The sequence below is a fragment of the Pedobacter glucosidilyticus genome, assembly GCF_002483235.1.
Lineage (GTDB): Bacteria > Bacteroidota > Bacteroidia > Sphingobacteriales > Sphingobacteriaceae > Pseudopedobacter > Pseudopedobacter glucosidilyticum_B.
The window spans coordinates 24,147-46,456 of sequence record NZ_DLHN01000012.1 but is presented as its reverse complement, the minus strand read 5'-3'; the positions used below and the strand labels follow the sequence as shown (position 1 = coordinate 46,456).

General features: G+C 35.0%; 16 protein-coding genes. 6 read left to right on the top strand and 10 right to left on the bottom strand.

The features are described from left to right. Positions 1-2 precede the first annotated feature (2 nt). Positions 3-4,532: a glutamate synthase large subunit gene (gltB, locus tag B2745_RS02890; protein ID WP_304063471.1), complete on the bottom strand. Its 4,530-nt coding sequence runs from the start codon at positions 4,530-4,532 to the stop codon at positions 3-5. Between the two features lie 354 nt (positions 4,533-4,886). Here gltB and B2745_RS02885 point away from each other — a divergent pair, with 354 nt between their 5' ends. Next, positions 4,887-5,381, top strand: a complete 495-nt coding sequence (locus B2745_RS02885) for a D-glycero-alpha-D-manno-heptose-1,7-bisphosphate 7-phosphatase (RefSeq protein ID WP_304063468.1) — start codon at positions 4,887-4,889, stop codon at positions 5,379-5,381. Here the strand turns inward: B2745_RS02885 and B2745_RS02880 are convergent. The 6 genes from B2745_RS02880 to B2745_RS02855 form a co-directional block, all read right to left on the bottom strand. Beyond that, positions 5,378-5,785 carry a hypothetical protein gene (locus B2745_RS02880; protein WP_026904465.1) on the bottom strand — a complete coding sequence of 136 codons (408 nt, stop codon included), beginning with the start codon at positions 5,783-5,785 and terminating at the stop codon, positions 5,378-5,380. The genes B2745_RS02885 and B2745_RS02880 overlap by 4 nt on opposite strands. A 25-nt stretch (positions 5,786-5,810) precedes the next feature. Then, positions 5,811-6,407 (bottom strand): YceI family protein, encoded by a 597-nt coding sequence (locus B2745_RS02875; protein ID WP_304063465.1) that lies wholly within the window; start codon positions 6,405-6,407, stop codon positions 5,811-5,813. Between the two features lie 86 nt (positions 6,408-6,493). Next, positions 6,494-7,822, bottom strand: a complete 1,329-nt coding sequence (locus tag B2745_RS02870) for a hypothetical protein (protein ID WP_304063462.1) — start codon at positions 7,820-7,822, stop codon at positions 6,494-6,496. Between the two features lie 43 nt (positions 7,823-7,865). Further along, positions 7,866-8,459, bottom strand: a complete 594-nt coding sequence (locus tag B2745_RS02865; protein WP_304063459.1) for a YceI family protein — start codon at positions 8,457-8,459, stop codon at positions 7,866-7,868. A 229-nt stretch (positions 8,460-8,688) separates the two neighbouring features. Beyond that, positions 8,689-9,888 (bottom strand): porin, encoded by a 1,200-nt coding sequence (locus tag B2745_RS02860; RefSeq protein WP_304063456.1) that lies wholly within the window; start codon positions 9,886-9,888, stop codon positions 8,689-8,691. 45 nt (positions 9,889-9,933) lie between these two features. Beyond that, positions 9,934-10,866, bottom strand: a complete 933-nt coding sequence (locus B2745_RS02855; RefSeq protein ID WP_304063453.1) for a LysR family transcriptional regulator — start codon at positions 10,864-10,866, stop codon at positions 9,934-9,936. A 91-nt stretch (positions 10,867-10,957) separates the two neighbouring features. Here B2745_RS02855 and B2745_RS02850 point away from each other — a divergent pair, with 91 nt between their 5' ends. The 4 genes from B2745_RS02850 to B2745_RS02835 all read left to right on the top strand — a co-directional run bounded on the left by B2745_RS02850 (position 10,958) and on the right by B2745_RS02835 (position 16,160). Further along, positions 10,958-11,236: a hypothetical protein gene (locus B2745_RS02850; RefSeq protein ID WP_026904470.1), complete on the top strand. Its 279-nt coding sequence runs from the start codon at positions 10,958-10,960 to the stop codon at positions 11,234-11,236. 487 nt (positions 11,237-11,723) lie between these two features. Continuing rightward, positions 11,724-13,406, top strand: coding sequence for a peptidase domain-containing ABC transporter (locus tag B2745_RS02845; protein WP_304063450.1), 1,683 nt, complete (start codon positions 11,724-11,726; stop codon positions 13,404-13,406). A gap of 10 nt (positions 13,407-13,416) precedes the next feature. Beyond that, the gene (locus B2745_RS02840) at positions 13,417-14,775 is read left to right on the top strand and encodes an HlyD family secretion protein (protein WP_304063446.1); all 1,359 of its coding nucleotides are present in this window, start codon (positions 13,417-13,419) and stop codon (positions 14,773-14,775) included. After that, complete coding sequence (locus B2745_RS02835) at positions 14,772-16,160, top strand: TolC family protein (RefSeq protein ID WP_304063443.1); 1,389 nt, start codon at positions 14,772-14,774, stop codon at positions 16,158-16,160. The genes B2745_RS02840 and B2745_RS02835 overlap by 4 nt, the downstream gene beginning before the upstream one ends. 192 nt (positions 16,161-16,352) lie before the next feature. On the opposite strand, the gene B2745_RS02830 is transcribed toward B2745_RS02835, so the two are convergent. From B2745_RS02830 to B2745_RS02820, 3 genes are all read right to left on the bottom strand, one after another. After that, positions 16,353-17,516, bottom strand: a complete 1,164-nt coding sequence (locus B2745_RS02830) for a GTP-binding protein (RefSeq protein WP_304063440.1) — start codon at positions 17,514-17,516, stop codon at positions 16,353-16,355. 83 nt (positions 17,517-17,599) lie between these two features. Beyond that, entirely contained in the window at positions 17,600-17,809 is a 210-nt protein-coding gene (locus B2745_RS02825) for a heavy-metal-associated domain-containing protein (protein ID WP_304063437.1), read from the bottom strand. A 10-nt stretch (positions 17,810-17,819) separates the two neighbouring features. Next, positions 17,820-20,045 carry a heavy metal translocating P-type ATPase gene (locus B2745_RS02820; protein ID WP_304063434.1) on the bottom strand — a complete coding sequence of 742 codons (2,226 nt, stop codon included), beginning with the start codon at positions 20,043-20,045 and terminating at the stop codon, positions 17,820-17,822. Between the two features lie 605 nt (positions 20,046-20,650). Here B2745_RS02820 and B2745_RS02815 point away from each other — a divergent pair. Continuing rightward, the gene (locus B2745_RS02815; RefSeq protein WP_304063431.1) at positions 20,651-21,061 is read left to right on the top strand and encodes a GreA/GreB family elongation factor; all 411 of its coding nucleotides are present in this window, start codon (positions 20,651-20,653) and stop codon (positions 21,059-21,061) included. Positions 21,062-22,310: the final 1,249 nt, after the last annotated feature.

The following is a 22,310-nucleotide window of genomic DNA, read 5'->3' as shown; positions in this document are numbered from 1 at the left end:
TCTTAGCTAATCGACTCCAATTTTTGCTTTTGCGATAATACTTTTTTGTACTCCTGAGGGAATACTTTGATAAACTTAGCTGACTCTTTGCCCCAATTTTCAATTAAAAATTTAGCAACTGTACTTTGTGTTAATTGATGATGTTTACGTAATAGGTTGATGATTTCTTCTTCATCTGATGGAGATAAAGGATCTAAATCAACCATTTCACGGTTACAATTATCTACAAAGTCACCATCAATATCATAAATCCAAGCGATACCACCACTCATACCAGCAGCAAAGTTTCTTCCTGTTTTACCAATAATTAAGGTTTTACCACCAGTCATGTACTCACAACCATGGTCTCCAACACCTTCAACAACTGCTGTTGCACCAGAGTTACGTACCGCAAAACGCTCTCCAGCCATACCTCTGATAAATAGCTCTCCAGAAGTAGCTCCGTATAATACTACGTTACCTACAATCATGTTCTCTTCTGGCTTAAACTTGCTTTCTTTAGCAGGATAAATAGCTAACTGAGCACCTGATAAACCTTTTCCAACATAATCATTAGCTTCGCCTTCTAACTCAAAAGAGATACCTTTTGCTGCGAAAGCACCAAAACTTTGTCCGGCAGAACCCTTAAACTTATAATTGATGGTATTGTCTGGTAAACCAGCAGAACCGTAAACTTTAGCAATCTCGTTAGATAACATAGTACCAATGGTACGATCAGTGTTTTTAACATTGAAGGTGCCAAATACCGGAGTTTTATCTTTGATAGCTTGTTCAGCTTCTTTGATTAACTGCCAGTCTAAAATATTTGCCATACCATGGTCTTGAGACTCGCTGTTATATAAGGTCATTCCTTTAGGGAATGATACTGGATGTAAGATAGCAGAAAGATCTACTTTCTTAGCTTTCCAGTGATTAATGTTATCTCTTGATTTTAAGAACTGCACACGTCCAACCATTTCATTAATGGTTCTAAAACCAAGTTCAGCCATAATCTCTCTCATCTCTTCTGCCATAAATCTGAAAAGATTTACAACATGCTCTGGCTTACCGCTAAACAGCTTTCTTAATTCTGGATCTTGCGTTGCAACACCTACAGGGCAAGTATTTAAGTGGCATTTCCTCATCATGATACAACCGCCAGCTACTAAAGCTGCTGTTGCAACACCCCACTCCTCTGCACCTAATAAAGCTGCAATAACCAAGTCTCTACCCGTTTTTAACTGCCCGTCGGCTTGTAAAACTACCCTGCTTCTTAGTTTATTCTTCACTAAAGTTTGGTGTGCTTCAGCTAAACCAAGTTCCCAAGGTAAACCAGCATGTTTTACAGAGCTTATAGGAGAAGCTCCGGTACCACCGTCATAACCTGCAATTAAGATAACATCTGCGTGTGCTTTGGCAACACCTGCAGAAATAGTACCTACACCTGCTTTAGAAACTAATTTAACGTTTACTCTAGCTGCTCTATTTGCATTTTTCAAGTCGAATATCAACTGTGCTAAATCTTCGATAGAGTAGATATCATGGTGTGGTGGAGGCGAAATTAAACCTACTCCTGGTGTAGAGTGACGTGTTTTTGCAATCCAGTCATCAACTTTATGACCCGGTAACTGACCGCCTTCTCCTGGTTTAGCACCTTGAGCCATTTTAATTTGTAACTCATCAGCATTGGTTAAGTAGTTGATGGTTACGCCAAATCTTCCTGATGCAATTTGCTTGATAGCAGAACGCATAGAATCTCCGTTTGGAAGTGGTTGGTATCTCATCTCATCCTCACCACCTTCACCGGTATTACTTTTTGCACCAATTCTATTCATCGCAATAGCTAAAGTACTATGTGCTTCGTGAGAGATAGAGCCAAAAGACATGGCACCAGTAGCAAACCTTGTCATGATATTTTCTGCTGGTTCTACTTCATCAATAGAAATTGGCTCTCTGTGATGAGAGAAATCCATTAAACCACGTAGCGTATACATACGCTCTGCCTGGTTATTAATTGCTTTTGCGTATTTTTTGTAAACTTCGTAATCGTTTGTACGCGTGGCGTATTGTAATAAGTGAACTGTTTCTGGATTAAATAAGTGAGCCTCTCCTCTTCTCTTCCATTGGTAAATACCACCTTCTGGTAACAAATGATGGTCAGCATCTTCGCCCTTAAAGCCGCTGATGTGTTTACTTAATGCTTCTCTAGCAATTTCATCTAAACCTAAACCTTCAATTCTGGTAATACCGCCTGTAAAATATTTCTCTACAACTTCTTTGTTGATACCTAAAATCTCAAAAATTTGAGAACCATGATAAGATTGTAAGGTAGAGATACCCATTTTAGAGAATATCTTTAATAAGCCATCACAAACCGCTTTAATATAGTTGTAAACTAATTTTTTATCATCTAAGGTAGTTTCTAACTTACCATCTTCTCTTAAAGTATGGATAGATGCTAAAGCTAAATATGGATTAATAGCGGTTGCACCAAATGCTAATAAACAAGCAAAATGATGAACTTCCCAAACATCACCAGCCTCTACAACTAAACCTACAGCACCACGTAAACCTTTTTTAATCAAGTGGTGATGAACAGCCGAAACAGCTAGTAAAGAAGGAATAGCAGCATGCTCAGAGTCTATAGCTCTATCAGATAAAATTAATACTTCAAAACCATCGTTAACGGCATCTTCTGCATAGCGGCATAAACGCTCTAAGCCTCTTTCTAAAGCTCCAGGAGCATGATCTGCTTTGAAATAAGTTTGTAAGGTTTTAGCATTAAACAAACCTGTATCAATACTTCTAAGTTTCTCTAATTCTTTATCACTTAAAATCGGATGCTTTAAAGTAACACAGTGGCAATGCATTTTATCTTCATCCAAGATGTTTCCATTGTTTCCAATGAAAGTTGCCAAACTCATCACCAAACGCTCGCGAATAGGATCTATTGGCGGATTGGTAACCTGCGCAAAGAATTGTTTGAAATAGCTTGATAAATGTTGTGGTCTGTCTGATAAGATCGCTAAAGGAACATCAGTACCCATAGAACCTACAGGCTCTTTACCATCTAAAGCCATAGGCTTGATAATGGTTTCCACATCCTCACGACTATAGCCAAATACTTTTTGGTAACGGTAAACAGATTCTTTGGTAAGGTTGGTGAAAGAAACACGAGGCTCTGGAAGTTCTTCCATCCTGATTTTGTAGTTCTCTAACCATCTTCCATAAGGCTGTCTGCCAGCTATTTGCGCTTTTATCTCCTCATCGGTAATAATTTTTCCGTCCTCAATATCAATTAAGAACATTTTACCTGGCTGTAATCTACCTTTTCTAAGTACTGTGCTCTCATCTATTGTTAATACACCAGCTTCTGAAGCTACAATAGCAGTACCATCAGAAGTAATGACATAACGTAGCGGACGTAAGCCGTTTCTATCTAAAATAGAACCTATTAATTTTTTACCATCAGTAAAAGTTAATGCAGCCGGACCATCCCAAGGCTCCATCAGCGTAGCGTGATACTCATAAAACGCTTTCTTTAATGGATCCATGGCTTCATTACCATCCCAAGCTTCTGGTACCAACATCATCATCACATGCGGTAATGATCTGCCAGAATGTGTTAATACCTCAACGATATTATCTAAGCAAGCCGAGTCTGATTGGTTATTATCTATAACAGGTAAAAGAATTTCCATCTCTTCCTGTGTAAAATAAGGTGATACTAAAGATCTTACACCAGAATAAAACCAGTTTAAGTTTCCTGTTAAGGTATTGATCTCTCCATTATGAGAAATGAATCTGAATGGTTGAGCCAATTTCCATGAAGGAAAAGTATTGGTTGAGAAACGAGAGTGAACCATACCAAATGCGGAGATGAAACGCTCGTCTTGTAAATCAGCATAATACTGACGAACCTGATAAGTGGTTAATTGTCCTTTGTAAACAATAACTCTTGAAGAGAATGAAGTAAAGTAAAACTGATCTGCGTTTGTTTTTACCTCTTCATTAACCGTTCTGGTAATTAATCTTCTTAAAACGTACAATTTACGTTCAAATTCATCATTGTCTTGTACATGCTCTGGCTTGGCTACAAAAAGCTGTTTTACCTGAGGTTCTACAGCTCTTGCTGTTTCTCCTATAACAGAAGAATTTACCGGCACTTTTCTAAATCCTAAAATAGGAATATGAAGATGCGCCGCACAATCCATAATAATCTTACGGATTGCCTTCTTCGCTAATGAGTCCTTCGGTAAGAACATCATACCCACACCATATTGACCTGGCTCTTTCAAGTCAATTTCTAATTCATTACACTCCTCCAGAAAAAACTCATGTGGAATCTGCATTAAAATTCCAGCACCATCTCCAGAATCAGGATCACAGCCACAAGCTCCCCTATGTTCCATATTTTCCAGAATAGTTAAAGCATTCTGAATAATTTGGTGCGATTTTTTACCGTTGATATTGGTAATAAATCCTGTCCCACATGCGTCATGTTCAAATTTCGGATCGTATAAGCCCTGCTGAGATTGATCAGATTGATTCATTAATATAAATTATAGTTTCGGTTTGGAACCGAAAATACGAATTTTTTCAGCCAAATAGTACATTGCTAATATTTTTATAATTTTCATAATAAAAAACCGCTATGAAAGCCATTTATTTAATTTATTAACAATACTACAGTATATAAATTACAAATACTTCAATTTAAAGCTTTAATTTTATAATCTTCTTAAATCATCAAACATAGCTTACATCATCTTAAAACGCACATTTCTTAAGAAAAGCTAAAAAAACTCTGATTTTTAGTCTGTTTTTAAACTCCAAAAATTAGCTCTTAAATTGTACTTTTTAAGCTATTGATAAATTTATACCTTCGCAAAAAATAATCGTAATAAATGATGCAAAAAAATAAGGCTATATTTCTTGATCGTGATGGTGTTTTAAACCGCGAACTTGGAGACTATGTTTGTAAACTTGAAGATTTTCATGTACATGAACATAATTTTAAGCCTTTAAAAGAATTGCAAGACAGGGGTTATTTATTGATGATAGCTACCAACCAAGGTGGATTGGCTAAAGGGTGGTATACTGTTGATACACTTAATGAAATGCATGATCATCTGAAAAAGGAATATCTTAAACACGGTATAAAAATTACAGCAGTATACTATTGCCCACATCATCCTAATTTTACAGGCGAATGCGATTGCCGTAAACCTAAGCCAGGTATGTTATTAAAGGGGATACAAGAGCACCATCTAGAACCTTCTTTATGCTATTTTATTGGTGATAAGGTAACAGATGTTGAAGCTGCGGATGCTGCCGGAGTAAATGGTATTAAAATAGAAATAGACCAACCTTTAGATGAAATCCTACACCTAATTGCTTAAGGATTTATTTTAGCAAATAGTAATCCTGCTATAACAGATTGCAGAAAACCGTATAAGAACCAACTTGATATCATTAAAAAAGTAATATCCAAAGAGCTAAAGGTTATCCACATTACGGGTAGTAAAGCTACTATGGCATATACAAAACCAAACTCTAAACCTCTTAAAAAGATGGTGCCTTGAAATAGCTTTTTAAAACGGGCCCAAAACCATGATAATGCAAAGCTCATGATAAAGGGGTGCATGAAAAATAGTAAATCTCTACTACCATCAGAATTGAATAAAGGATTATTGTATTCTACAAATAACTCTGGAAAATATCTTATTCCTAACATGAGTCCAAAATAACTTATTAAGAACAGGATTAAACCAGCGCCTAAACCAGATAGTAAAACTTTTTTCATAACTTTTATATTAATAAATTTCTATTTACAGGGCATTTATTGTTTTTATATGAAGATTAAACTCTATATCTAATTTATCTTCAGTTGTGATCATCCCACCTATTTTTCTTGGTGGTTCTATATTAAAATCAGAGAACTTGATTTGTTTTAAGCCTTTTAATTGTAAAGTATTTGTTCCTGACGGAATGAGTTGGTAAGCTACCTGAAATTTTTTACTTACACCAGCCAAATCTATCTGTACCCAGCCTGTTATATGTTGTCCTTTTAACTGCGGGTATTTACTAAGGTTTATAAATTTGATAATAAGATTTGGAAATTGCTTAGCTTTTAGTGTCTTTCTTAAATCGGCGGTCATCATGGGGTTATGGCAATCAAAACTATTGATATCTAGTTTCATGGCTCCCATCATTTTCACAGGGTCTTGCTGGTTATTTTGTACAAAAGATAAGGTATCAGGTTTGTAATAGTTGTTGATAACGCAATTGAATTTATTTACATTGGTGCTACCATTTACTTTTAAAGAACAGGTTTTATAAATCACCCATTTACTGGCAAGTTCTTTTTCTTCAAAAGCAGTAATCAGCAACCAAACTGTAAATATAAAAAGCTTCAAAAGTTTCATCGTATTATATCTAAAAAGGGCATTCGGATAAATAATTTTTTCAAACTAATACCCGAAGCCCTTTACTCACCTATTATAATCCAAACTTAGAAACCAACTACTGCTTGTATAATATATCCGCTAAACTCGCCACCATTACGATAATCTGCTGTAGGGAATTTTTTGTATTGTTGTTTAACATACTCTCCTTTTAATAAGATATTATCTGTTAAGAACCAACCTGCACCAAATGCTATCCTGTTAACTTCAACATCATCATTATAAACAATTGCCGGAGCTGTACCTGCTGCTGCCACGTTTGCCAATTTTGCTGTTACCACATTATATCTGGTTCCTACAAATAAATTTTCTTTGTTTCCAAATCTGTAAATAACATCTAAAGCGTATTGAGATAATTTTCTTTCATCAACTTCTGTTTTAGTACGACCTTGTGCTGCTTCATAGGTTCCGAATAATTCTAAACCTTTAGCTTTAACAAAACCATTTAATTGTAAAGCATCTACCTTTTTGCTGAAACCTGGGTTTAAACGACCTGATGTAAATTGTGCGGTTGCTGTGCTTCCTAATTTTTCCATCACCATAAAGTAGTTTGAACCTGTACGGTCTCCGGCATAAAGGGTTTGGCCACCAGAGCTTTTGTTGGTATAATAAGAAGCTGCTAAACGTAATCTCAAATCATCATTTAATTGTTTATCAAAACCCGCTTTTAAATAAATAGCTGGAGATTTGTGGATGTTTTTATCTTGCGGAGTAGCAATTAAACTATCAATATTACCTTTAATCATACCATTGGTAACTGCCACTTGTCCAAAGAAATCTCCTTTTCTGTATAAAATCTCGCCACCAATTTCTGTTGTAAAAGCGTCAACAATATAGTTTTCTGCAAATGGGTTGTATAAAGTATGTCCACCATCTGATCTGCGGAAGTGTTGATCTCCGTAATTGATTTCCATGTGACCAACTTTAATAGTTGTATTTTTCATCAAATCAGACCAAAACTGACCTTTAAACGGTAGCTTATCAAATTGGATGTAACCACCTTTTACCCAGGTTTCGTTATGGTGTCTTGCTGATAAATAACTGGTTAGGTTTAACCTGATACCATCTGCTAATTGAACATCCATATAAAGGTTCGCATTAGCGGTATTAAATCCTGGAGTAATTTTATATAATCCACCAGCAGTATTCTCATGTTTTAAGCCTTGGAAAGATTGGGTAAAGCCTGCACCAAATCTTACTTTTAGTTTATTAAAAACCGCATCGTTTTCTTTTGGAGCTTCAAATACGTTAATACCTGATTTATCATAAGGACGAAGATTTGCAACTTCTGTTTCTTGAGCAAAAGTATTGCTTGCTGCTACAGCTAGTAAAGCTGCTGCACCAAATTTTAGGTTTGAAAGTAATTTAGTTTTCATGATTATTATGATTGAATGATTGTGGAACAATGAATAATTGTGTTTATTTTCTAAGTTTTAAAAGAATATCGATTGTTACGTCATCGGCAACTTTTAGTGCTCCCATCATAAATGATGGCGCCTTAATGTTAAACTCGCTCATTTTAATAGTTTTAGAACCTCTACAAGTGATGCTTTCATCTGCACCTACTGTATAAGTGGTTTGTATAAGCACTTTTTTGGTTACTCCAGAAATGGTTAAGTTTCCTGTTGCTTTGATGATATTTTGTTGTGGAATTACAGTTGCATCTATCAATTTGAAAGCTATTTTATCAAATTGTTCTTCTTTAAGTGCTTTATGTGCTCTACTGTTTAACAAATCTTCTTTACCTTTTAAGTTCTTCACAGGAAGCACAAAACTTAAAGCAGAAACATCTTGTACATCTGTACCCTTAACAGTAAAGTTTGCATCACAAATAAAATTTATGGCAGTCATATCCCAGTCATGTATATTAGATGTTCCGATAACCTTAATTTGCGAACCTGTACTTACCTTATAAGCAGTTTGGGCTGATACAGCAGGTAGATAAATAAACGTGAACAACATTACACATGCCATGTAAGCTGTTTTGGTGATGTTGTGAATGTAAGGTTTCATAAAATTGAATTATTGATTTATAATTCAAAGGTATGGTGGCCCCTATAGCTAAAGAATGACCTAGAGGATTAAAAAAAGTGATTTAAAATATAATTTTTGTGTCTAAAATCACTTTAGAGATTTTAAGGATATTTTAACAGGATTTAAATGATATAACATAGCTATATAAACATAAAACCCGCTTTATGGGCGGGTTTAACTATAGTTTAATAAGATAAATCGATATTTTTTATATGCCTAATTCTATCTGAAACATGGCACCCCAATAATTTTTATCATAGTTTAGACTATGATTTTGGTTACCAACATTATAGCTTAAATTAAGCTGTGCTTTTACTTTGTGTGCTCTTAAATACTTAGTTAAGCCTAATTCATATACCTCACGGGTATCTTCAAAATTGGCCAATCTATTTGATGGTGTTAAATATGAATATCTAAATGCTGTTTCTACATTATTTTTAAAGATATAAGAGAACTGATTGTTTAAGCCATAGCCTTCATAAGCGTAGCTTAAAGCGCCATCGCTATTGTAAGTTAAAGGATTATTTACATCTCTTTTAATAAACTCTGCAGCATACGCCCATCCATTATATTTAAAAATAGCATCAAGCATTAAAGTTTTCATATCTACAGGTGCAAATAAATCTTTACCTAATTGCCCTCCGGTATTGGTGGTAGCTTTATTATAAGAGTATCCACCGGCAATACTTAATTTTGGTTTTTGCTCCCTTTCTAAGTCTCCTTCAGAGTAATCACCATCATTTGTAAAACTCCCAAAAGGCAAAAATTCTACCCTACCAGTATAGGCTAGACCTTTATCTGTAGTATTTACAGAGCGACCCTCGCCAGTAGAAATTGCTCCTTTTAACTGATAAACTACATCTCCTAATTTATTGGTATAGTAGGCTTTTAAACCAAAATCTCTATCGATAGTTAAGGCACCGTTAACAATAGAACGTTCTGCAAATTGTAATTGCCCAGATGAGTTTACACGTTGTCTGTTTCCTGGTAATTTATTTTGCCCAAAGGCCACATAAAAATTATCCGTAAAGTGATAGAAAATAACAGCATCACGAACAATATTGGCCACGCCTGTATTGTCAGCATCTTGATCTCCACGCGAAAATGATAGCTGTACACTGTAAGCTAATTTTTCTCCTAGTATATAACCATCTCCTCTTAGCCTTAATCTCCTTACACGAGCATCCCACTCACTGATACCTAAATTATTGGCAGATTCGGTAGTAAAACCCATTCTATTTTGCATTCTAAATCTAAAATTAATAAAGAATAAAGAATCTTTAGATGAAAATTTAAGACCTTTAAATTGCATAGAGCGTTCGTCTACCTCTGTTTGTGCAACTACTGGCTTATATAAAACACAAGTAGATAGTGTGAGAATTAAGCTTAGAAAATATTTAGACCTCATGTATATTTGATTAAAAGGCGAAAATAATAATTTTTATCAAGTGGCTTATTCTAAAGTCAATTCTTTAACCCAACTAAAGCTTTTGTCTTGTATTTCCTTTTTATGCTCTCTGGTATAATCTAAAAAAGTTTCTGCTACAGGCGATAGGTTTTTAGATTTTAGCCAAATCATTCGCCATTTGGTTTTTATAGGTAAACCCGCAACCGGTATGATATTCAAATCCTTGAGCATTACCTCATTATGTACACCTATTAAAGGCATTACAGAAAAACCCAAGCCTGCAATAACCGCTTGTTTAACAGCTTCGTTTGAAGTAAGTTCTAGCTTTTTTCTGATATTAACTTTACTCTTTTCAAAGAAGCTTTCCATAATAAATCTGGTACCAGAACCTGCTTCCCGGTATATCAGTTGTATCTCATTAAAAATACTTTTGTTATAAGGCCCATCATTATATTGATGCTCTTTATTACCCAATAGGTATAAATTATCCTCTAAAAGTACTTCTTCATTTACAGCCAACCTTTGTGGTAATACAGATACCAAAGCAAAATCTACCTCGTTGTTTTCTAAACTTTCTAACACTTTAGACTTGTTGGTTACGTCCATCGTTAAGTCTATACCATGGTGTTTTTTTAAAAAATCTGTTAAAAAGTAGGGCATAATATATTTCCCTGTAGACACGACAGCAATTTTTAACCTGCCAGATAAAATGCCTTTGTATGCCTGCGTTTTATAATTAATAGCGTTTATTTCATCTAATATTTTTTGCGCCATGCGGGCTATCTCGAAACCAAAGTCAGTGATATATACTTGTTTACCAACCACTTCGGTAAGAGCAATATCAAATTGGTCTTGAAAATTTTTAAACTGAATAGACACAGCAGGCTGTGTTAAGAAAAGCTCTTGAGCGGCTTTAGTGATACTTTTTGTTTCAACAATTTTTAAAAAAACTTGTAATTGATGTAGGGTATAATTCATAAAAAATTATTATGTATTTCATATCAAATATAAATAATAATATATAGAAAACAGGTTTTATGTTTGTAAGGTAAATCAAATAAAAATGAACATGGAAGAGAAACAATATTCTTTTATAGATTGGACTTTTAGTGCAGAAGATGCGGCTCATTTACTTTCTACACTTTACAATGCCAAACTAGAATACCACAATAGGCAAGCTTTAATTAAGCATGAAGGTCAAAAATCTATTCCAGCTGATGAGCTTAAAAGAATAGCAGAACTAGAAAATGCTTTAAAGAAAATAAGAGAAGAGATTAACCTGGCTAAAGAAAAAAATACTAAACTGCATATAAAAAGTAGTATTAGTTTAAATTTTATCCCCAAATAAATGTTGTTATGGCAGTGCAGCGTAAGCTGCCTGCCTTAATAAAATACAAAAGCGAGAGCTTTTTGTAAAAGGCAAAAACCTATGAGGTTTAATGATTATAAATAATATTAAATTGATAAAAACATTAAAATATAAACAAAAAATTAGCTTGGCTAGATAAAAACACCCGATTACAAATAAAAAGCAATGTTTGGTTAAACTTCATCCCCAAAATAAATGTTGTTATGGCAGTGCAGCGTAAGTTGCCTGCCATAAATTTTAAAAACTAGTTATCAAAAATAGAAAATTACCCCATTAGGTAAATAAAAAAAGCAAAAGATTAGAATAACATTAAAATTTACAAGAAATTAGGATAGCTAAATAAAAAAATACTAGGTTGCAAACAAAAAGTAATATAAAGCTAAACTTCAATCCAAAATAAACGTTATGACAGTGGTGTAGCAAAAAGCTACCTATGTTAATAAATTAAAGAAGCGAAATATCATATATGGCGAATGCTGAAAACTATTCTATAAGAAATGCAATAAAAAGATTTAATCAACTGGTTAATTTAGAAAAAAGAGAAATTAGCAGTGTATATTTTTATGCCATTATCAATGGTTTTATCCTACTTTCCTTACCCTTAGGCATACAAGCTATTGTAAATTTGCTTTTTGGTGGAACTGTAAGTACCTCACTCATTGTTTTGATTGGTGTAGTTATCACTGGTGTATTACTAACAGGTATTTTGCAAATTGCTCAAATGCGTATCACAGAGCGTTTACAACAGAAAATTTTTACCCGTTTAACTTTTGCCTATGCTTATCGTATTCCAAAACTCAATCTTTTAAGTGTAGACTCTTATTACTTACCAGAATTGGTCAATCGTTTTTTTGATACTGGAAATTTGCAGAAAGGATTTTCTAAGCTCTTATTAGATTTCCCGGCTGCTAGTATTCAAATACTTTTTGGGCTTATTTTATTATGCTTTTATCATCCTGTATTTATCATTTTTGCAGTAACCATCTTCACCTTGGTAATACTTATATTCTATTTTTCGTCTGATAAGGGCTTTGTAACCAGCATGAAAGAATCAGACTATAAATATGATGTAGCACATTGGTTAGAAGAAATTTCAAGAGCTGTAAAACCTTTTAAATTAAACAGGCACCACGAATTACATCTTAAAAGAACAGATAAATTGGTAAATGGTTATTTAACTTCCAGAGATCAACATTTTTCTGTTTTACTTTTTCAATACAGAATTTTGATAGGCTTTAAAGTTGTTACAACTGCTGCAATGCTTATTTTAGGTTCTTATTTATTTATACAGCAACAAATAAACTTAGGACAGTTTATTGCTGCAGAGATTGTAATCATCACCATATTAAGTTCTATTGAGAAGATGATTTTAAGTCTCGAAGTTGTATACGATGTACTTACAGCATTAGAAAAACTTAATAAAGTTCTGGAAAAACCACAAGATGATGAAGGAAGCCCTGAGCAAAGTTTAGCATTTATCCCTACAGCTGGCTTAAGCATTAAAATAGCTTCTTTAGATTTTTCTTATCCAGGCGAACCTTTAACATTAAAAAATCTCAATCTACAAATTAAGGCCGGAGAAAAAGTGTGCATCCTAGGTTCAGAAGGTTCAGGAAAATCTACGCTTTTACGAATTTTATCAGGTATTTATCAAGATTTTAAAGGAAATATTTTATACAATAATACACCCTTAAAAATGATTGATACTAAAAGGCTAAACAGGCATGTATCCTCATTACTAGGAGATGAAGATGTGTTTAGTGGTTCTATATTAGACAATATTACATTAGGTAATACCGAAATCAGTTTTCAAGATGTTGATTTGGTGTGTAAAATAGTTGGGTTAGATGATTATATCAGTAAACAACAACAAGGTTATGAAACCCATGTAGACCCACAAGGCAAGAAACTTCCTTTCAATATTATCCAGAAAATATTATTAGCAAGATGTCTGATAACTAAACCATCACTTATTTTGGTAGAAGATAATTGGAATGGCATTGAGCCACAAATCAGGCAACAAGTCATCAATCATTTAACCAACCCTAAACATGATTTCACACTAATTGCGATAAGCAATGATGAAGCTTTTACCAGCCAGTGTAGCAGAACAATTTATTTAGAAAATGGCCAGTTAGTAGAAAATTAATGTTTTAATTATGTTTTTAGATAGCAAGATTCCTTCAGACCATTTCATAAAATATCAATCTTTCGGAAAGATTATGCGTGAGCGTGATGGTAAATCAAGAAGAAAAAAATGGTTTACTTTTACGTTAATAGGTGTGGTTATAGTATTATGTTTACCGTGGACACAAAACATACAACCCACCGGTATAGTGTCTACCCTTAATCCAAAACAAAGACCGCAACAAATCAATAGTATTATTGCTGGAAGAATTGAAAATTGGTACGTTAAAGATGGAGACATTGTAAAAAAAGGAGACACTCTATTATATATTACCGAGGTTAAGGAAGAATACTTAGACCCATCTCAATTGATACGAGTAGATGAACAGATTAAAGCTAAATCTGCATCTATAGATTTCTATAAAGATAAAGCTAAACTAACGGGCGACCAAGCAATAGCCATAGAAAGAGCAAGAGTTTTAAAACTTAGTCAAGTTGCCAATAAATTAAAGCAATATACTTTAATAGTACAGTCAGACAGTATCAGCTATGTTGCAGCTGAGAACCAGCTAAGAATTGCCGAAGAACAGCTAAAAAGGCAAAAACAATTGTATGATGCTGGTTTAAAATCTTTAACCGAATACGAACAAAGACAGCAGGCTTATCAGGATGCGCTTTCTAAAAAAATGGGCGCAGAAAATAAATTCTACAATAGTAGGAACGAGTTACTGATCATCCGTCTTGAACAAAATGCTGTTGAACAAGAATATCAAGAGAAAGTATTAAAAACCAATGGAGATAGGTTATCTACCCTATCAGAGATGGCTACCACACAAAGTGAAGTGGCTAAACTTAAAAACCAACTTTCTAACTATGAAATCAGAAGAGGATTTTACGTAATTACAGCCCCTCAATCTGGTCAGGTAATTAGAACCACTAAAGCTGGTATTGGCGAAACCGTTAAAGAAGGCGACCCACTGTTAGAAATTGTACCTATTAATTTTGATGTTGCAGTTGAGATTTTTGTAGACCCATTAGATTTACCGCTGATCAATAAAGGACAAAAAGTACGCTTACAATTTGATGGTTTTCCGGCTATTGTATTCTCTGGCTGGCCAAATACTTCTTACGGAACTTTTGGTGGTGTAATAGCCGCTGTAGACCCTTCTATTAGTATTAATGGTAAATTTAGAGCTTGGGTTAAACCCGATAGAAATGATAAACCATGGCCACCACAATTAAGTTACGGTACCGGAGCTAAAGGTATAGCCCTGCTAAAAGATGTACCTGTTATTTACGAACTATGGCGTCAGTTAAATGGCTTCCCACCTGAGTACTATGTTGCAAATTCAACAGAAAATAAGGGTACAGAAAAAAGCGATAAAAAATGAAAAGGTTATTAGTTTCTATAATTCTGATAGCACTTTTGCTGCCTGCTTTTGCACAACAACAGCCTACAGACACCCTTAAATGGGAAGCTTTTAAAGAAATTATCAGATCTTACCATCCTGTAGCGAAGCAGGCTAATTTGGTTGGCAGATTAGCTAAAGCCCGCATGCAACAAGCCTGGGGCGGTTTTGACCCAAAACTATCTTTAGATTATGATAGAAAGGCCTTTGATGGTACAGAATATTACCAATTTGTAACGCCCGAGGTTAAAATACCTCTTTGGTATGGTGTAGAACTTAAAGGTAATTACGCCACTGCAGAAGGTGCTTATTTAAATCCAGAAAATAAATTACCTACCGAGGGTTTAAGTACCGTTGGGCTAAATTTCTCTTTAGGAAAAGGTTTATTGATGGATAAAAGAAGAGCTGCTTTAAAACAGGCCCGTATTTTTACCGAAGCTAGTGAAAACGAACAGGTATTAATCATCAATGATTTAATTCTGAACGCTGGTGAGGCTTATTTAGGCTGGCAAAATCAATATAAAATTGCCGAAGTCTATCGCAAAGCACTAGAATTGAGTAACATCAGGTTTGAGGCTGTAAAAGAAGGATTTAGGGGTGGAGACAGGCCAGCTATTGATACCGTGGAGGCTTTAACTCAGGTACAACAACGCGAAGTACAATACCAACAAGCTACTTTAGATTTACAGGTAGCCAAATACCTTTTAGCCTCTTTTTTATGGTTAGAAGATAATAGTCCAGTAGATATAGAGAAGTTAAACGCTTTGCCACAAGAAGCTAACATTACTTTACCAGAAAGTGCCGAGTTGAACATTGCCAATAACCCTAAACTTTTAAGTTATGATTTTAAGCTACGTGATTTACAAATAGAGAGACGCTTAAAAGCAGAAAGTTTAAGACCTACTATAGATTTACAAGTGGGCTTACTTAATAGCGATACGCAATTTCTAAGAAATGTAAACAGAAGATATTGGGAGCAGAATAATAAGGTTAGCTTCCAGATAGCTATGCCCCTCACTTTTTCTGCCGCTAGAGGAGAATTAGCAGAAGCTAAAATTAAAATTAGGAATACCGAGCTAGAACAAGATTTGGTACGTAATGATTTAAACGTAAAACTGAGTCAGAACTTAGCTGAATACAGTACCTTACAAAATCAATTACGCACCCTTAAAGAAGCTTTAGTAGCCAACCAAAAACTACTTGATGGTGAAGAAATGAGGTTTAGATTTGGAGACAGCTCTTTGTTTTTAATTAATGCCCGCGAAAGTAAACTGATAGAAGCACAAGAAAAACTGATTGAAACCCAAAATAAGATATTAAAAAACAAACTAAAGAAAGAGTGGTTACTGGGTTCTTTAGTAAACTAATTTTTTTTAGATGGTGGTAAAACGTTGGTAGGTAAGTTATCCTATCAACGTTTTTATTTTAAAATAACGCTTAAAACGTTATTAATTTTTAAAATGATGTCAATATTTTCTCAGAATGGGTAAAATATATACTGAACAAAGGCAAAATAAACTTCAACCCCTACTCAGTATAACAAAAATGCTTTTACTAGCTTAAAGCTGAAAATCCGCCAATTCTTGATCTGTAGTTAAGCAGGCTTCCAAGTCTTTTAAAATTTGTTCTTTATCCATATCCTGTCCAATAAAAACCAACTCATTTAAACGGTCTCCAAATCTTTTATCCCACTTATTTTCTATATAGTCTTTGTTTTCTATGTAGTCTGAATATTGGATACGTTCTGCAAATGGCATACTAACCCACCAAACTCCAGCACTTTCTAAACGAGAAGAACCACCTGCTTGAGAGAAATTATAAGCTTCATCAGGTTTATCAGCCATCCAAAATAAACCTTTAGACCTGATGATATTATGTGGAAATTCTTGTTGCAGATAAGCCATCCATCGTTCTGGATGAAAAGGTCTTTGATCTCTAAAAACAAAAGAACTGATACCATATTCTTCCGTTTCTGGGATATGCTCATTTTCTAATTCTTTTTGCCATCCGGCAGATAAGGAGGCCTTCTCGAAATCAAACTGATGAGTAAAAAGAATATCATGAAGATTAACTTTAGAAAATACAGTCTCTAAAATCCTTGCTTCGGGGTTAAGTTTGTTGATTAAAGCTTTTAAGAGTTTTACATCTCCAGGCTGCACCAAATCTATTTTATTTAGGATGATGGTATTAGCAAACTCAATTTGATCGGTTAATAAGTTTACAATAGTGCGATTATCGTCTTCCATATCGGTTAGCTGCCTATCCTTTAAAAGTTCTGATGTTCCAAAATCTTTATAAAAATTATAGGCATCTACCACCGTAATCATTTGATCTATATAACTGAAACGTGAAAGATCTATCCCTTTTTCCTCATCCTTAAAAGCAAAAGTTTGCGCTACGGGTATAGGCTCAGAAATACCTGTACTTTCTATCAAAAGGTAATCAAACTTACCCTCGCTAGCTAGTTTTTCTACCTCTATCATCAAATCCTCTCGTAAGGTGCAGCAAATACAGCCATTACTCATCTCCACCAATTTCTCTTCTGTTCTAGAAAGGGTAGCTTCGTTTTTAACCAAACGGGCATCAACATTTACTTCACTCATATCATTCACAATCACCGCGACTTTTAAATCTTCTTTGTTGTGTAAAATATGGTTCAGTAAAGTGGTTTTCCCACTACCAAGAAAACCACTTAAAACTGTAACGGGCAACTTCTTATTCATATCTACTTCTATTTTAAAGCAAATATAATATCAACACACTATTAATGCAACATTATTGCATCAATACTTGTATAAATCTAAACTTAAACTTGTTCTGCTGTAAAACCAGCCTTTTTTATTGTCTCTGCAACTTCCTGAGCGCTCAGGCCCTCTGCTTCTACCGTCAGTATTTTATCCGCATTAGCGGTATCTACTTCCCATTTATGTACTCCTGCCAAGGCGTTTAAAGCTGGCGTTACAGTAGCAATACATCCACCACATTTAATATTGGTTTTAAATTTTATAGTTTCCATGTTTTTGTATTTATGATGTTAAAAATTTTAAGCGTAAACTGTTTGTCACTACCGATACTGAGCTTAAAGCCATAGCTGCCCCAGCCAGCATCGGGTTTAATAAAAATCCATTAAAGGGATATAAAATTCCTGCGGCAAGCGGTATACCCACCAAATTATAAATAAAGGCCCAAAATAAATTCTGCCTGATAGTTCTTACGGTTTGTGAGGATAACTGTAAAGCCTTAGGTACCAATCTTAAATCTGAGGATACCAAAGTAATTTTAGCTACATCTATGGCAATATCAGAACCTTTACCCATGGCGATAGATACATTGGCTTGCGCTAAAGCATGGCTATCGTTAATCCCATCACCTATCATGGCCACCACTTTTCCTTCTCTCTGTAACTTCTCTACAAAGGCCGCCTTATCGGCAGGTAAAACATCAGCTTGGTAATGTATGATACCTGTTTGCTTAGCTACTGCTTTAGCGGTTTGTTCATGATCTCCGGTAAGCATATACACCGCAATACCCTGCTTTTGTAATTGTTGTATAGCTTCTTTAGAACCTGCTTTCAGCTCATCGGCTATAGCCACCACAGCTAAAACTTCTTTACTATTTGCAAAATAAACCAGTGTATATGCTTCTTCTTTCCATGATGCAAGCTGCTGTTGTAAATCTTTATCTAAAACTAAATTTTGCCTTTTTAATATTTGATGACTAGCGGCTATATAAGTTTCATCCTCAAAAACCGCCTCTACCCCTAACCCTGTTAAGCTGTTAAACTGGCTTACCTGTACTGTTGGCAAAGTTTTTTGTTTTAAGTATTTGATGATAGCTTCTGCCAAAGGATGTTCAGACTGCTGCTCTATAGCTAATAAAACGGCTTCATAACGTTCTGCATGAGCTGAAGCTGCTTTTGTCCAATACAGGTGCTGCACTTGTGGATGCCCAGCCGTGATAGTACCAGTTTTATCTAAAATAATAGCATTTACTAGATGTCCGGCTTCTAAGGCCTCGGCATCTTTGATGAGGATACCCTGCTCGGCTCCTTTACCAATCCCCACCATGATAGCGGTTGGTGTGGCTAGACCTAAAGCACAAGGACAAGCAATAACCAATACCGTAACCATAGCCATTAAGCTATGGGTAAAGGCATGCTCGCCACCAAAAAGCATCCAAATAGCAAAAGTTAATAAGGCTATCAGCATCACCACCGGTACAAATATTCCGGCAATTTTATCTACCAACTTTTGTACAGGTGCTCTAGAACCTTGAGCATCTTGCACCAGCTTAATAATTTGTGCCAATAAGGTATCTTGACCTACCTTTTCTGCTGTAAACTTAAAGCTACCCTTTTGATTAATGGTTCCTGCAAAAACGCTATCACCAGCCTCTTTAACTACAGCGATAGGCTCGCCACTAATCATGCTCTCGTCTACAAAAGAGTTGCCTTCTGCTACTCTGCCGTCTACAGGTATCTTCTCACCCGGTTTTATCAAAATTAAATCTCCAACCTGTACCTGACTAATCGGAACTTCTTCCTCGCCACTAGCCCCTAAACGTATGACTGTTTTAGGTTGTAAGCCTATCAGCTTTTTGATGGCTGTAGAAGTGCTAGATTTTGCCCTACCTTCTAACAACTTACCAAGCATGATAAAAACAATTACCACCGCTGCGGCCTCATAATAAACATGTGGATGCAAACCTCTTTGATGCCAGAAATGTGGATTAAAAGTATTAAACACACTAAAAATATAAGCGATACCAGTACTTAAAGCCACCAAAGAATCCATATTAGCTTTGCCATGTTTAGCCTGATTATAAGCATTGATGAAAAAGCTACGTCCGTAAAAAAATAAAACAGGTGTTGTTAACAATAGCATCAGCTCATTGGCATAAGGCATATCCATCCAAAACATCCCTATCAACACTACTGGCGTGGTTAATATCGCTGCCCACATAAAATTACTTTTCAAAGCCTGGTAAGCTTGTTGTTGCAACTCTTCTTGCTTTTCTTGTGCGTTTTCTTCATCTATAATCATATCATAACCAATACCCTGTAAAGCATTTTTAAAATCCTGTGGCTTTACAGTTACTGGATTAAAGCTTATCTTAACAGATTGACTGGCATAATTTACCTCAGCCTGCTGAACACCATTTTGAGCCGCAATCATACTCTGTACACTTACTGCACAACCGGCACATGTCATCCCCGTTACCGGGAAATTCTGGGTTTTTATAGTTGTTGCCATCTTTTTTCCATTTAATAGCACAAATTTACTGGCTTTACCACCTTAATGTGTTATATAGTTTTTGGAAAGTGTTATATAATTTTGGGATAAAAAGCTGAAATTATTTACACTTTTATATTAACAACTCTTTTGTTAGCGAATACTACATGTTATAAGTATGCCTTTGTATTATGAAATTGGCTTTATCACTTATTTTGTATAATTTTGAAATTATGTATCCAAAAAGTAGGCAGTCATTATCAGTATTACATCCAAAACTACGGGTGAGTAAGGGGATGTTCTGTCGTTTTCTGTCACTTCAATTTAGACTTGGTGACGCTTTTCTTAAAAGCAGTAAAGACTTTATACACTAAGCCCTGCTTTATCTAAGCAGGGGATTTTTTCAATCAATTTCTTTTTAAAAAAGCAATTTGTGTTGTGAGGGTAACCTATGCACTCTTTGCGCTATTACCTAGTTAACTTAGTTTCTCATTAAGGCTTGATGTTTATTTACACATCATCCATATTGGGAACTTACCAGGTATGAGCTTTATAAAAGAAATATTTCAATAAAAAAATTAGGAATAAACCATGAGATACTTGTGATCTCTATAACATCACACATCATGAATAATAATGTCAATCATCATACACAAATACAAGAAACACCAGTTATTTTAACCACAGGGATTTATGACTTATTAAAAGACCATATCAGGAGAAGAAAGTTAAGTAAAGCAAATGAAGCTGCTTTAGAGGCTCAACTTAAAAAAGCTACTCAAGTTTTGAGAAAAGATTTACCTATCGATGTCGTAACTGTTGGGACGCTTGTTACTGTTAAAGATCTTGATACAGGCGAAACTCAAGAATATAAATTTGTAGGACCAGATAAGGCTAGAAAGAAAAACGATACCGTTTCTATTTTATCGCCCATGGGAATTGCCTTGATAGGTTATCCGGAAGGGGCTATTATTGATTGGGAGTTTGGCGATTGTATTAAAAAAAACCAGATTACAAAAGTTCTTAGAATTTCATAGTTTTTGGATAGTGATGCTTTTATCTTGTAGGCTTAACTGGTGGAAATTATAAATGTATTACACTATTCGGTTATGTGAGGGAAAAGCATCCAGAACTTTATCACAAGCAGGCGAAGAATGAAGCAGTCTCTTTTTTAACTTAAATTAAGATTGCTTCATTACATTCGCAATGAAAATCATAGAATTCGATTGTAGAAAGTCAAAAGATTATCCTAAAGCGTAGAAAGTCAAAAGATTGCTGTGAATATTGTATATTTATGAGATAAACCGGGTTTTTGACCCAATTAGGTAGATTCTAGTTCAAGATACGCAAACTAACACCTTTACTAGCGCAGTTAACTTCATGACATTGGAAACAGGCTTAGAACGCTGTACCTACTTTTCCCTCTGGTATAATCAACGGAGTTTCCTAATTTTTCCAGAAAATCTAAATAATCCTTTTTGTTCTACCAATTTTTCAATAAATTTGATTAACCTAAAGTAAACAAATGCTTTAAAATATAAAAATTTATTATCTCAAGTCCACGTATAGCCCACCTATACCCCACCTTTTATCCACGTTTTATCCATATCTCCTTCGGTGCTTCTCCCAGACTTCTTCGTAACACCTTCGGAAAAACAGGGCCATTTCCCGAACAAGTCTCGAACATGGTAGGGAGAAGGTATGTGTAAAGCGGAAAGCGAAAGGCATAAGGCAGAAAGTAGAAGATTGCTTAAATGCTTTAAGAAGTTGAGAATGCGAAGTAGAAAGATGCCTAAATGCACTGGTTTGAAGATTTCCTTTATCATAATCTACTTTATCAAGCTGATAATGAAGCTTCGCTTTTTAATGTGTAGAAAGAGATTATAAGCTGTAAGCTTTTATTGTGAGATGTTTCACGTTGTTCAACAAGGCGAAAGGAAAAGATTCCGCCATCCTTACCAACCTGTCATACTGACGATAGGAAGCAACCCAAAAGCAAGGTGTGCCACTTGCAAGCTGTAAATTTTTATAGTGAGATGTTTCACTTTGGTACCATTGACGCTATTTATAAATATTTAAAAATTAAGCATTCACCCACTGGCTTTCCGCGGCCTCTTGACCGGCCATGTCAAGGTACTTTTATTCAAAGTATTGATTTTATATTTTGGCCTTCATGAATGCTTCGCATGTTTCCGCAAAAAGTACCCAAACCCGAGTAAAGCGAACACATGAAAGCCGTTAAAAACAATGAACTAATTGAATAAACTCTCCGCTGCGCCGCTTGCT

Bases quoted from the DNA above. Each gene is read 5' to 3' on its own strand.
- B2745_RS02885 (WP_304063468.1), top strand. From the start codon at position 4,887: ATGATGCAAAAAAATAAGGCTATATTTCTTGATCGTGATGGTGTTTTA.
- B2745_RS02815 (WP_304063431.1), top strand. From the start codon at position 20,651: ATGAATAATAATGTCAATCATCATACACAAATACAAGAAACACCAGTT.
- B2745_RS02820 (WP_304063434.1), bottom strand. From the start codon at position 20,045: ATGGCAACAACTATAAAAACCCAGAATTTCCCGGTAACGGGGATGACA.
- B2745_RS02860 (WP_304063456.1), bottom strand. From the start codon at position 9,888: ATGAGGTCTAAATATTTTCTAAGCTTAATTCTCACACTATCTACTTGT.
- B2745_RS02855 (WP_304063453.1), bottom strand. From the start codon at position 10,866: ATGAATTATACCCTACATCAATTACAAGTTTTTTTAAAAATTGTTGAA.
- B2745_RS02840 (WP_304063446.1), top strand. From the start codon at position 13,417: ATGTTTTTAGATAGCAAGATTCCTTCAGACCATTTCATAAAATATCAA.
- B2745_RS02825 (WP_304063437.1), bottom strand. From the start codon at position 17,809: ATGGAAACTATAAAATTTAAAACCAATATTAAATGTGGTGGATGTATT.
- B2745_RS02875 (WP_304063465.1), bottom strand. From the start codon at position 6,407: ATGAAACTTTTGAAGCTTTTTATATTTACAGTTTGGTTGCTGATTACT.
- B2745_RS02850 (WP_026904470.1), top strand. From the start codon at position 10,958: ATGGAAGAGAAACAATATTCTTTTATAGATTGGACTTTTAGTGCAGAA.
- B2745_RS02865 (WP_304063459.1), bottom strand. From the start codon at position 8,459: ATGAAACCTTACATTCACAACATCACCAAAACAGCTTACATGGCATGT.
- B2745_RS02870 (WP_304063462.1), bottom strand. From the start codon at position 7,822: ATGAAAACTAAATTACTTTCAAACCTAAAATTTGGTGCAGCAGCTTTA.
- B2745_RS02830 (WP_304063440.1), bottom strand. From the start codon at position 17,516: ATGAATAAGAAGTTGCCCGTTACAGTTTTAAGTGGTTTTCTTGGTAGT.
- B2745_RS02845 (WP_304063450.1), top strand. From the start codon at position 11,724: ATGGCGAATGCTGAAAACTATTCTATAAGAAATGCAATAAAAAGATTT.
- gltB (WP_304063471.1), bottom strand. From the start codon at position 4,532: ATGAATCAATCTGATCAATCTCAGCAGGGCTTATACGATCCGAAATTT.
- B2745_RS02835 (WP_304063443.1), top strand. From the start codon at position 14,772: ATGAAAAGGTTATTAGTTTCTATAATTCTGATAGCACTTTTGCTGCCT.
- B2745_RS02880 (WP_026904465.1), bottom strand. From the start codon at position 5,785: ATGAAAAAAGTTTTACTATCTGGTTTAGGCGCTGGTTTAATCCTGTTC.